Genomic DNA, 12,535 nt, shown 5'->3' with positions numbered 1-12,535 from the left:
TCAAACCTTGGTGTACAACTGAATGTCGACAGGGGTGCTCATCGTAGACGACTCTCATTTTATGCGGAACTTACTGCGCCAGATTTTAGAGCAGGATTACCGCATCGTCGGGGAGGCGTCCAACGGCGCTAAAGCAGTCAAACTGTACAAGGAACGAAAGCCGGACATCGTCATGATGGACATCGTGATGCCGAAAGCAAACGGCATCAAGGCGACTGCGGCGATCAAAAAACTCGACCCCGACGCGAAGGTCATCATGTGTACGAGCGTCGGCCAGCGAGAGAAGATGAAACTCGCAGTGAAAGCCGGTGCGGACGGGTACGTGACGAAGCCGTTCGAGGAAGAGAACGTCCGGAAGGCCCTGAAAGACGTCGTCGCGGCATGACGCGCGTACTGGTTGTCGACGACTCGCGATTCATGCGGACGGTAGTCGACAACGCGCTCTCCGAGGCGGGCTACGAGGTCCAGACAGCGTCCGACGGCGAGGTGGCCGTCGAGATGGTCCCCGAGTACGACCCGGCCGTCGTGACGATGGACGTCGAGATGCCCGGGATGGACGGAATCGAAGCAGTCGAACAGATCATGTCGTCACACCCGACGCCGATCCTGATGCTCAGCGCCTACACTGAACGCGGCGCAGATCCCACGCTCGACGCCCTCGAGTGCGGTGCTGCGGACTTTCTTCACAAACCCGACGGTTCTGGATCGCGAAACATTGTCAATCTCACTGACGAACTCGTCGAGAAAGTCGACGAGCTCGCGACGACCGACGTCTCTTCGCTCGCGCTGGCGCGTGCCGCGACGGCCATCGACGCCGTCAGTTCCGGCCATCCCCGGCGAGCGGTTCCGGCTGGCGGACCGTCCAGCGAAGCCGAGGCGACGGCCGACGTCGAGCCGTCGCTCGATCCCGACGGCGAATACGTCGACGACCCGACAGTCGTCGTCGGCGCGTCGACCGGCGGTCCGAAAATCGTCGAACGACTGCTGGCGACGCTTCCAGTCGAACTCGGGGCGAAACTCCTCGTGGTCCAGCACATGCCCGCGGAGTTCACCGGACGGCTCGCAAAGCGACTCGACGGCGTAAGCGACTACGACGTCCGGGAGGCAGGCGACGGCGACCGGATCGCCGCCGGCGAAGCCCTCGTCGCCCGCGGGGGTTACCACCTCGAGGTGACGAACAACGCCGCCGGACAACTCCGCGTTCGACTCGACGACGGCGAGCGGCTCCACGGCGTCCGACCGGCGATCGACGTCACGATGCAGACGGCGGCCAACCGCGTCTCGGACCCGCTCGTCGGGGTCGTCCTGACGGGAATGGGGAGCGACGGCGCTGCCGGGATCGAGGCGATCAAAGACGCCGGCGGTCGGACGATCGCACAGGACGAGGCGACGAGTCCGGTCTTTGGCATCCCCTGTCAGGCGATCGAGACGGGCAGCGTCGACGAGGTCGCCCCTGCCGGCGCGATCGCCGGGCGCATCGTCGACGCCTGCAGAACGGACGGTGAGAACAATGAGTGACTACTGGACCGACTTCGTTCAGGAAAGTGAAGAACACATCACGGAGTTGAACAACTCGCTGCTGGCACTCGAGCGGTCGCCCGACGACGAGGAGGCGATGGAGGCGATCTTCCGGGCCGCACACACCCTGAAGGGGAACTGCGGGGCGATGGGGTTGACCCAGGCGAGCGACCTCGCACACGCGATCGAGGACCTCCTCGACGCCGTTCGTACGGGAGACGCCACTGTCACGCCGGAACTCATGGATACCGTCTTCGACGGCGTCGACGAACTGGAGGCGATGATCGACGAGGTCGCCGCCCACGGCGAGGTCCGAACCGATCCGTCGCCGACGATCGACGCCCTCCGGAGGCAGATCGAAAGCGACGCGGCACACCTCTCTCCGCCGACCGACGACGAGATCGACGCCGTCCTCGAGGAACTCGACGCGCCGACCGACGACGGTCACGAGGCGTACTTCGTCCGCCTCTCGATCGACGAAGACGGAGACGTGAACAACGGAATCCTCGTCGTCGACGCGCTGATCGACGCGTTCGACCTGATTGGCACCGAGCCGGACCGCGAGACGATCGCGACCGGTGCGTACGGCGACACGTTCGACGCCGTCTTCGGAACGGCAGTCGGCGAGAGTTCGATCGCCGCCGCACTCGAGCCGGTCGACGCCGTCACCGACTTCGAGATCGTCGTCGTGACCGACCGGTTCGAACCGGCGGCAGCGACTGCCGACGCCGAACTCGACGTCGACGACGATCTCTCTTCCGAGGAGGCAAACGAGATGTCCGTCGACGAACTGCTCGGTGAGTTCGACGAGTTCGACGACCTCGACGCGATGGTCGAAGACGTCGGCGACGTCAGCGCGTTCGACGACATGGGCGAGGCCGGGTCGTTCGACGACCTGTTCGAGGACGAAGACGACCTCGATCCCGAGTCGGCGGAACCCGAGTCGGCCGACGACGAAGCCGAAGAAGCGACCGCCGACGAGTCCGAGAGTGACGCGGACGACGCCGACGATGTCGACGATGCGAGTGCCGTCTTCGACGAACTCAAAGAGGAAGTCGAGATGGTCGGCTTCGACGAGTTACAAGACGAACTCGACGACCTCGAGTTCGACGAGTTCGACAGCGAAGACGAGGTCGGGATGGACGAACTCCTCGGTGACGACGTGGACGTCGACGACCCCTCGTTCCTCGAGGTCGAGGCGAGCGACGCGGAAGACTTCCTCGTCGAGCCCGAGTCGGCAGCCGACGACGACGCGACCGAGGCCGGCCCCGACCAGACGACAGACGCCACGACGGCCGATCCGGCCGACGACGCGCTCACGTTCGACGAGGACGGTCTCGGGGGGGATTCGGACGCCGAGGACGATCCAGAATCGACCGACGGCGTCACTGCCGCTGCCGACGCTGACGAACCGGCCACGGTAGCCGACCGTGACGACCGACTCGAGGAGTCTACGGCGGTCGAGTTCGACGACGAGAAGATCGAGAAACGCGACGAAGACGTCACGGCAGACGAGGACGAATCCGCCGACGGCGAGACCGACGATTTCGGTGACGCGTTCGGACGTGAGCCGACGGACGCGTCGTTTGCCGAACCGGCCGACGAGCCCGACCAGTTCGCGGACGCGGCGCTCGAAGACGACGGGTTCGAGACGATCGAAGGCGGGTTCGACGAGGAATTTGACGACTCGAGCGTCGACGTGTTTGACGATGGATTCGACGAGTCGACTGCTGACGAGTTCGACGAGTCGGCCGTTACCGATTCGGTTGGCGAGTTCGACGTTACGGGCTCGGTCGACGATCACGCCGTGTCGGACACCGAGTTCGCCTCGGCAGACGAAGCCGGTGAGACCGTCGGCGACGAGGAGTCCGAACTCGCCTCGAGAGACGCTCGAGAGTCGCCGACTGCCGACGACAGCGAGCTGGTGATCCCCGACATCACCGTTCCCGACGTCGACGAGCAGCCGGAGACCGACGAAACGACGGACCAGATCCAGTCCATGCGAGTCGACGTCGATCAGATCGACTCCCTGCTCAACCTCGTCGAGGGGCTCGTCACGAGTCGCGTTCGCCTCCGGCACGCGATCGAGTCGGGTGCGGACCTGATGACGATCGACAGGGAACTCGACGACCTAGACGACATCACGTCCGACCTGCAAGAGACCGTCATGGAGATCCGTCTCGTGCCGCTCCAGACGGTCGTAAGTCGATTGCCGCGCGTCGTCCGTGACATCGCTCGAGAGCAGGACAAAGACGTTGCCCTCGAAATGTCGGGCGAAGACGTCGAACTCGACCGGAGTATCCTCGATCGGATCGGCGATCCGCTGATCCACCTGGTTCGAAACGCCGTCGATCACGGCATCGAGCCGCCAGAAGAGCGCGAAGCAGCGGGCAAGCCCCGCGAGGGAACCGTCGAACTGCGCGCCGACCGCGCCCGCGACCGCGTCACGATCGAGATCGAAGACGACGGCAACGGGCTCGATCCGGATCGGCTCCGCTCGGCCGCCGTCGACGCCGACGTCCTCACCGAAGCGGAGGCCGCGGACCTCTCTGACGACGACGCGTACGAACTCGTCTTCCATCCCGGCCTGTCGACGGCCGACGAGGTCACCGACATCAGCGGTCGCGGCGTCGGGATGGACGTCGTCAGGCGAACGATCGACGACCTCGACGGGACCGTGTCGGTCGAGAGCGAACCTGGCGAGGGGACGACGTTCACACTGTCTCTCCCCGTTACGGTCGCGATCGCGGACGTCCTGTTCGTCGAGAGCGGCGGCGAAGAGTTCGGCGTCCCGACGAAGGTCGTCCACGACGTCGAAACGGCGGCGGCCGTCGAGTCGGGTCGCAACTCGGAGTTCCTCGAATCCGACGGCGAGGACGTCCCCGTCGTCGACCTCGCCGACGCACTCGACACGCCCGACGACGCTGCGACCGACGACGGAATGTTCGTCCGCATCCGCGACGGGGTCCGCCCCGTCGCGTTACGGTGTGACGAGGTTCACAGCCAGCAGGAGGTCGTCGTCAAGCCGTTCGAAGGGTTCATGGGAGACATTCCCGGGTTGAGCGGCGCGACGGTTCGCGGCCGGGGCGAAGTGATCAACATTCTAGACGTGAAGACGCTATGAACGACAGCGAACACTACGGAGGTATTTAGGACGATGATGGTCGATATCAGGAAGCTAAGTTTCATCAACGAAATGGCAAAAGTCGGGACGAACGGCGTCGCCGACAACATGAGCAAACTGACGGGCGAAGACGCCCGGATGGAGGTAACGAAGACGAACTTCATCGACGTCGAGGACATCAAATCACAACTCGACGCGGGCAAGCGGGTCGGCGTCCGCGTACGACTGCTTGACCCCCCACACGGACACATTCTCGTCCTCTTTCCCGAAGAGAGCGCGAAGAAGATCACCGCGATCATGCTTCGCGACGTCGTCGACGACATGTCGAGCGTCTCCGGGAAGATGGCCCGCAGCGCAGTCGAAGAGATGGGCAACATGATGGCGAGCGGATTCATCGACGGCTGGGCCGACGTCCTCGGTCGCGGCATCGACATCGCCGCGCCACAGCTCGTGTACGCACCCGCCGGAGAAGTCGTCGTTCGAACCGCTGGCCTGGGCGGTGACGACCTCGCACTGTTTTTCGACTCGAACCTGTCCGTGCCGAGCTACCAGCTCGAGGCCGAAATCTATGCCCTCCCCGACTTAGAAGAGTTCGTCGAGATGGTCAACGGGATCGAAGTTCAGACGACATGAAACTCGACGTCAACGCACTGGGAACGTTCTACCGGATCGCCCGCGAGGGGGCTGGACTCGCGGCCGGTAGACTGACGCGGATGACAGGCGTCGACACGCGGGTCGGTGTGACGAAGTTGAACTTCATGCGCGGCAAGGAGATCCGACGCGACTTCGAAGACGGGACCGAGAAAGTCGGCGTCCGCGTCGAACTGAGCGGCGGACTCGAGGGCCACTCGGTCATGGTCTTCGACCGCGACAGCGCACTTCGAATCGTGAAGACGCTGCTCTCGGAATCCGACGCCGAAGAGTTCGACGAGATGAACAAAAGCGCCACCACCGAGGTCGGCCACATCATGAACAGCGGGTTCATCGACGGCTGGGCCGACGTCTTAGAGACAGTCATCGACGTCTCGACGCCCGAGTTCGTCGAGGGTCGATCTGTAGAACTGTTCTTCGGCGACGGCAACGAGATGCCCGACGAAGACGACCTCGCATTGCTGTTCCAGAGCCACATCGAGGCCGTCGGTACCGAGATCGCCTTCAGTCACTACCTGTTCCCGGAACACGATTCGATGGCGTCGCTGCTCGACCGTCTCCGTACCAGCGGCGGGATCGAGTACGATAAACTCGACGGCTTCGATCGCATGGCCCAGCAGGGTGCCGAGGAGGTCGCGAACACGGCGACGACGCTCACCGGGATCGAAACCAGCGTCGAGATCCGACGCCTGAACTTCCTTTCGCTCGAGGCGATCCCGCAGGAAGTCGCAGATCGGATGCTCGTCGGCATCGCCTTCGAGTTCGAGGGCATCCCGAGTGGCTACCTCCTGTTTCTGTTCGACGAGGAGTCGGCCCACGAGATCGTCGACGCCATGGTGCCGATGGAGTCCGACGAGGAGGGCTTCGACGAGATGGAAAAGAGCGCAATCAAAGAACTCGGGAACATCATGGCCAGTGGCTTCCTCGACGGGTGGGCGAACGTCCTCGATACGACGATCGACCACTCGACGCCGGAGTTCATCCACGACCTCGGTGCGGCCGCGGTCGATCCGGTCATCATCCAGCTCGGAGAGAACCAGGACTTCGCGTTCGTCTTCGACACGGTCGTGGTCGCCGACGGTCGGGAGTTCGACTGCGAGATCTACGCGATTCCCGACGAGGACGACCTCGAGCGAGCGTTGAACGACCTCGACGTCGATCGGGTCGGCGACACCCCGACCACCGCGGAGTTCCAGGAAGTCGAGAACACGTCGGGTGACTCATGATCGAAGCTGCTGACGCCCGTCACGAGGTGGTCACCGTCGACCCGCGTTCGTCGACCCGACTGACCGTCGGTGACGCCGCAAGCGGACGGGACGCGACGCGCGGTCGTATCGACGTCCAACCAGTCGCCGGCCAGCGCGCGGTGGCCGGTCGCGCGGTCGACGCGCATCCCCGCCCCCGCCCCCACACCCGCACCCATCGAGGGGCGCACTTCCGCGCCGTCACACCATGAAAACGTACGGAAGCGAACCAGGGATTCCGGACCCGGTACAGGTCGGCATCGCCGAACTGGCCGTAACCGAAGGCGACGACACGCTCAAGTCCTACGGGCTCGGGTCCTGTCTCGCGATCGCCCTCTACGATCCGGACTCGGGGATCGGCGGACTCGCACACGTCATGCTCCCGAACGGTGACGAGGCCGAAAACAGCGACCAGAAACCTGGCAAGTACGCCGACACGGCGATCCGGGCGCTCCTCCGGCGAATGGTCGAGCGCGGGGCGAGTTACACGTCGGTCGAGGCCAAGATCGCCGGCGGAAGCGACATGTTCGAGTTCGAGAGTTTCGACGAGAGCGTCGGCCAGCGAAACGTCGAGGCGGCGATCGACGAACTCGAGAAACTCGGCGTCCCGCTGATCGACGAGGACACAGGCGGAAAACACGGCCGAACCGTCGAGTTCACGCCGGCGTCGGGGACGCTCTCGGTCCAGACCGCAAACGGCGACGCTGGAGTGACGGAACTGTGACGACCGACGCAGACGCGTTTGGGGAACTGCTCGAGTACGTCGAAGAGGAGTTGTCGTTCGCGACGAGCCACTACAACGACGGCTACCTCGACAGGCGGCTCTCCTCGCGCATGCGCCGGACCCAGACGACCACCTACGAGGAGTACCTCGAACTGCTTCGAGCAGACCCGGGCGAACAGGAGGCGCTACTCGAGTCGATGAGTATCAACGTCACTGGCTTCTTTCGCAACCCGGACGTCTGGGAGGGGATCCAAGACGTCCTCCGGACGCTCTCGAAGACGAACGACTCCGTGCACGTCTGGAGCGCCGCCTGTGCCGACGGCCGCGAACCCTACTCGTTGTCGATGCTCGCACACGCCGATCCACGGATCGACGAGGCTACCGTTCACATCCTCGCGACAGATATCAGTGAAACGGCACTCGAGACAGCACACCGAGGAGTCTACGAGGAGTCGCGGACCGTCGACATCGGCGACCAACTCGAGTTTCTCCCGAATTACGAACGGTTCGTCGACCGATCGGGTGGAACCTTCCGCGTCGTCGACGAGATCAAACGAAACGTAACGTTCGAACGCCACGACCTCATCAAGGACGACTCCAAGTCCGGCTTCGACCTGGTCGTCTGTCGTAACCTCTTCATTTACATCGACAGCGAGTACAAACAGTCGATGCTCGAGACGATCGCGAAGTCGCTTCGTCCCGGAGGGTACCTCGTCATCGGGAAGGCCGAGACGATCCCGCCGGACCTCAAATCGTCGTTTCGAGCGCGTGACGGACGGCTGCGGATCTATCAGCGAGAAGTGACGGAATCGCACTCGGCGACCACGAACTGACTCGTTATCGGCCAAATACGCGCCTGTCGACGTCTCCCGACGAGCGGTAGCGATGGGTTCGACCACCAGCGAAGCCGAGGCGCGTACTGGTTCCGCAGGTGAGCAAAAACGTCGAATTGGACGGGAACGTTATCGATCGTCTCCGAACGAGAACATGTCCTCTGCGTGTTCGTCAGCGTCGTCCTCGTCCTCTGCGTCTTCGTCCTCTGCGTCTTCGTCGACGTCCTCTTCGTCGGCGTCGGTGCCGATCTCCGTCTGCTCGGCAGGTCCGTCGCCCCCACCGAGTGCGACCGGTTCGTCGTTGCTCTCGGGTGTCGCTGGTTCGTCCTGTTCGCTGCCCTCTCCGAGCGCGACGGGTTCGTCGTCGACGTCGGTCACTGCTGACTCGGCAGGTTCGTCGCCCCCGCCGAGTGCGACCGGTTCGTCGTCGCTCTCGGGCGTCGCTGGTTCACTCGAGTCGTCACTACCACCGAGTGCGACCGGCTCGTTTGCGGATTCCTCGAGCGTCGTCGAGGGCGAATCGATCTCGACGTCGTCGGTCGCCGTCGACGCCTCGCTCGTCTCGACGGTCGCAGTGTCCTGATCGTACGTGAGTTCTTCACCGACGTCGACGTCGGCGGCCGTCTCGAACGGTTCGGTCTCGGGATCGTCTCCCTGGGTGAGGTCGGCGAGTGCGTCGTCTTCCGAGACGAGCGGTTCGCGATCGATCGTGGTCTCGGACAGCGGTTCGGCGTCGGAGATCACGCCGGCGTCGGTGTCGAATCGGTCGAGCGCCTCGGAGAGCTGGGTCGCCTGATCCGTGAGGTCGCTCGCGCTTCGCGACACTTCGGTGAGCGCGGTGGTCTGCTCTTCGGCCGCTGCGGCGACGTTCTCGCTCTCGGCTGTCGTCTGCTCGGAGATCGTTGCGGCCTCGTCGACCATCGCGACGACCTCCTGGGTCGAGGCTGCCTGCTGCTGGCTGGCCGCAGAGATTTCCTGGACGCCGGTGTTCGTCTCGTCGGCGTACTCGGCGATCTCGTCGAGTGCCTCGACCGCCCGTTCGACCGACTCGGTGTGTTCGGAGATGTGTTCGCTCGTCGCCTGCACCTCCGTCGCCGTGCGGTCGGTCTGGCCTTTGATCCGTTCGAGACGCCGTTCGATGTCCTCGGCGGCGTCTTTGGTCTCCTCGGCGAGTTCCTTGACCTCGCCGGCGACCACGGAGAAGCCTTCACCGGAGTTGCCCGAGCGGGCTGCTTCGATGTTGGCGTTCAGCGCCAGCATGTTGGTCTGTTCTGCCACCTCGGTGATGAACTCGAGGAGTTCGTCGATCTGTCCCATCTCCTCTTCGAGCCGTTCGATCTCCTCGACGGCCGACTCCGACTCGGCCTCGATCTCGTTCATCCCGTCGATCGCGTCCTGGGCCGCTTCGCGACCGCGCTGACCGGCCTGGGCGGTCCGCTCGGCGATGTCGGCGACCTCGTTCGACGAGGAAGCGATCTCCTCGATCGTCGTCGAGAGGCCGTTCATCTCGTGGGTGACCGACTGGAGGCTCTCGTTCTGGCGCTCGGCACCGTCGGAGATCTCCTGGACGGATCTGGTCACTTGCTCGGATGCGGACCGAACCTCCTCGGAACTGGCAGTGACCTGCTCGGAGGCGATCGCGACCTCGGTCGCGAAGGCCTTGAGCTGCTCTGTGGTCTGTTCGATCTCGCCGATCATCGCGTTGAACTCCTCGGCGATCTCTCGCATGGTCTCGTTGTCCGCGTCGGGATTCATGCGGGCGGTGAGATCGCCGCGGCCACAGGCTCGCATCACGTCGCTGTACTCGTCGGCTTTTGCCTCGAGTTGGCGGTTGACCTGTTCGGTCCTCGCACGGGCCTGTTCGGCTTCCTCGCGTGCATTTTGTGCCTCCTGGATCTGTTCTTTCAGGGAGTCGCGCATGCTGGCGAAGCCCTGGTAGAGCTGGCCGATGCTGTCGACGCGTTCGGTCTCGAAGGTGACGTCGAGGTCTCCTTCCTCCATCCGCTGGGCCTTCTCTTTGAGTCGATCGATCGATCGGGATGTGTTCCGACCGACGAGGCCGCCGATGAGGACGATGAGAAGAATGCCGGCGACTGAAGCGTAGATGCCGTACTCCTGGACGGTGTAGACGAAGCTAAACGCCTCTTCTTTCGGCGTGTGGACGACGACGTACCAGCCCTGATCCCCGGGAATACGGGCGTAGGAAGCGAGATACTCGCCGTCTTCGTACGTCTCCCCGCTAGATACGGCGATCGAACTGACGAGCGTTTCGCCAGGCGATTCGATCGTTTTCGAGCCGTTCTGCCCATCGATGAGGTCGCTGTGACCGTACTCGGAAAACACCGATTCTCCCGACGGGTCCATGATGATTCTGTCGGATCCGGGATCGACCAGATACGAGACGCGCCCGTCGTCGTTGATCATCTGCTCGGAGTACGAGCTGAGATCGGACGTGTAGACGACGAACTGCTGGCTCACCATGTAGCTGCCGTGTTGGTTAGGGACCGGTTTCGCGTACGCGATGACCTCCGTTCCCTCGTGATCCTCGTACGCCCCGAGGAAGCGAACTTGCGGATACTCGGTGATCAGTTTGTCCGAGTTCTCGTACGTCTGCAACTCGTTCGACCACGGCGCCTGGGTCTGGTCGAACTGGGTACCGATTAGCCCTTCCGACGTACTGGAGACGACCTCGCCGGCGGTGACGTTGACGAGATGGACGTGATTCGTCGCGTCGTGACGGTTCCGTTCGTTCTTGAGGAACTCCTGGACTTCGTCGGACGTCGGTTGCGTGCCGTCCGGCGGCGAGAGCTGGTCCGACGACGCGATGATCTCGGTCACGAGGAAGTTCCGCTCGTGGAAGTTGATGACGTTCCTGACCTCCTTCTCCGCAAATTCGGCCTGCTCGGCCTGCGTCTGCTCCTGGACTTCCGAAGCGACCCGGTCTGTCCCGACGTAGCCGATCGCCCCGACGGAAAGTCCAATGACGAGCAACGCTATCATAAATTTTAGCGTATATCTTCGTCTTATAAATTCTGGTATCACTCTACGAAGCGGCCCTAACATACGGTTGACAGCGTATCTCGCCGACAATAAATCCTCACCCTCGATTATCACTCTTGAGAACATTACCGTCGAAAATACATTTATGTGCCAGTCGATCACTACATAAGTCGACTCGACGTACGCGATCCCATGGACAGAACCGACCTTCGCTCGTTCGTCGGCCGCTCGCGAGCGCTGGTCGAAGCGGCACCACCGACATCGGCGGCAGAGACGCGCGCGTGGCTCGTCGAACCGCTCCTCGAGACGCTCGGCTGGGACGTCCACGCAGACGCGCGGCGACCCGACGACCCCGTCGCTGGCGTTCGTCTCGAGTATCTCCTCGCCGTCGAGTCGACGCCGGCGGTGTTTGTCGCCATCGAGTCGTTCGCCGACACACTCGACGCCGAACGGGCGCGGCGACTCCAGACCGCGATGGACCGGACCGGCGTCGACGGCGCGATCTACACCAACGGTCGCCACTGGCTCCTGTTTGCCGGACCCGACGGCGATCCCCTCGAGTGTCGGCTCCCGTCGCTTCTCGAGTGCGACGACGCCCTGGATTCCCTTTCGAAGGCGAGCGTGCGACGGCGACTCGAGCAACATTCCCGACGGCTCGTCGCACGACGGCTGGCCGTCGATCGGGCCACACTCGCGAACTCGATCGCCGACGACCTCGCGACCGTCGCCGGTGACGCCTACAGCGACGAGTTTCGAACGGCTGCCGGTCGGTTCGTCGACGGGCTGGTCGAATCACTGGCCGACGACTCTCCTCGAGCGGCCGGTACAGGCGGCGAGACCGACGGGAGAACGCTCGAGTTCGACCATCGATCCGTCACCGGCCGACCCGACGACGAGAACGATCGTCGTGAGTTGGCGTCTCGATCCGACGACTCCCGTTCCGGCCCCCCGGCCGAGACGAAACGCGAGACCGAGTCGGCTGCTTCGACCACGTCGAGCACCGCTGACGCCGGTCGATCCCGCAGGCCCCGCGACTCGACGAGTGACGAATCGGCAGGGGCCGACGACGGCCCAGACACCGACGAGGACGGCGAGTACGTCGTCCGGTTTTTCAACGACCGTGGCTCGATCGGCGCGGTCGGCCACTCCAGTCCCGGATCAGCGATGGCCCACGCAGCGGAGTACCTCCTCGAGCGCGGGCTCTCCGGTATCCGCGTCCCCTGGCAGTCGAACGACGGCGTCGTCGTGCTCAACGACGAACCGGTTCGCGCGGACGGCACGCCGATGCCGTCGTCCCGGGAACTCTCGAACGGCTGGCACCTCGACACCAGCGGGACGAGCGACGAACAGGCGACTCGAGTCGTCGCGATGGCCGAACGTGCGGGACTACGAGCGATGCTGACGGGCGACTGGTCGGCGACGACCGACTGACGAAAACGGG

The 12,535-nt window shown here is 63.8% G+C and carries 10 protein-coding genes; 9 read left to right on the top strand and 1 reads right to left on the bottom strand.

Annotated elements, in window-relative coordinates; translation table 11 throughout:
- Positions 1–22: 22 nt before the first annotated feature.
- The 8 genes from MU558_RS18640 to MU558_RS18605 are packed head-to-tail and all read left to right on the top strand — an operon-like array spanning position 23 to position 8,094.
- Positions 23–385 carry a response regulator gene (locus MU558_RS18640; RefSeq protein ID WP_246970675.1) on the top strand — a complete coding sequence of 121 codons (363 nt, stop codon included), beginning with the start codon at positions 23–25 and terminating at the stop codon, positions 383–385.
- Positions 382–1,518 carry a chemotaxis-specific protein-glutamate methyltransferase CheB gene (gene cheB, locus MU558_RS18635; RefSeq protein WP_246970674.1) on the top strand — a complete coding sequence of 379 codons (1,137 nt, stop codon included), beginning with the start codon at positions 382–384 and terminating at the stop codon, positions 1,516–1,518. Before MU558_RS18640 ends, cheB begins: the two co-directional genes overlap by 4 nt.
- Entirely contained in the window at positions 1,511–4,642 is a 3,132-nt protein-coding gene (locus tag MU558_RS18630; protein ID WP_246970672.1) for a chemotaxis protein CheA, read from the top strand. Before cheB ends, MU558_RS18630 begins: the two co-directional genes overlap by 8 nt.
- Before the next feature lie 36 nt (positions 4,643–4,678).
- On the top strand, positions 4,679–5,275 hold the full coding sequence (locus tag MU558_RS18625) for a chemotaxis protein CheC (RefSeq protein WP_246970670.1): 597 nt from the start codon (positions 4,679–4,681) through the stop codon (positions 5,273–5,275).
- The gene (locus tag MU558_RS18620; protein WP_246970668.1) at positions 5,272–6,519 is read left to right on the top strand and encodes a chemotaxis protein CheC; all 1,248 of its coding nucleotides are present in this window, start codon (positions 5,272–5,274) and stop codon (positions 6,517–6,519) included. The genes MU558_RS18625 and MU558_RS18620 overlap by 4 nt, the downstream gene beginning before the upstream one ends.
- Positions 6,516–6,749: a hypothetical protein gene (locus MU558_RS18615; RefSeq protein ID WP_246970666.1), complete on the top strand. Its 234-nt coding sequence runs from the start codon at positions 6,516–6,518 to the stop codon at positions 6,747–6,749. The genes MU558_RS18620 and MU558_RS18615 overlap by 4 nt, the downstream gene beginning before the upstream one ends.
- Positions 6,746–7,261 carry a chemotaxis protein CheD gene (locus tag MU558_RS18610; RefSeq protein WP_246970663.1) on the top strand — a complete coding sequence of 172 codons (516 nt, stop codon included), beginning with the start codon at positions 6,746–6,748 and terminating at the stop codon, positions 7,259–7,261. The genes MU558_RS18615 and MU558_RS18610 overlap by 4 nt, the downstream gene beginning before the upstream one ends.
- Entirely contained in the window at positions 7,258–8,094 is an 837-nt protein-coding gene (locus MU558_RS18605; RefSeq protein WP_246970660.1) for a CheR family methyltransferase, read from the top strand. The genes MU558_RS18610 and MU558_RS18605 overlap by 4 nt, the downstream gene beginning before the upstream one ends.
- A gap of 129 nt (positions 8,095–8,223) precedes the next feature.
- Here the strand turns inward: MU558_RS18605 and MU558_RS18600 are convergent, their stop codons facing one another.
- Entirely contained in the window at positions 8,224–11,094 is a 2,871-nt protein-coding gene (locus tag MU558_RS18600; protein WP_246970657.1) for a methyl-accepting chemotaxis protein, read from the bottom strand.
- 192 nt (positions 11,095–11,286) lie between these two features.
- Between MU558_RS18600 and MU558_RS18595 the strand changes: the two genes are divergently transcribed.
- Positions 11,287–12,525, top strand: a complete 1,239-nt coding sequence (locus tag MU558_RS18595) for a hypothetical protein (RefSeq protein ID WP_246970655.1) — start codon at positions 11,287–11,289, stop codon at positions 12,523–12,525.
- The last annotated feature ends 10 nt before the right edge of the window (positions 12,526–12,535 follow it).

Source organism: Natribaculum luteum (genome assembly GCF_023008545.1).
In the GTDB taxonomy this organism is placed as follows: Archaea; Halobacteriota; Halobacteria; order Halobacteriales; family Natrialbaceae; genus Natribaculum; species Natribaculum luteum.
The sequence above is the reverse complement of the archived record's forward strand: the minus strand, read 5'-3'. Positions and strand labels throughout refer to the sequence as shown.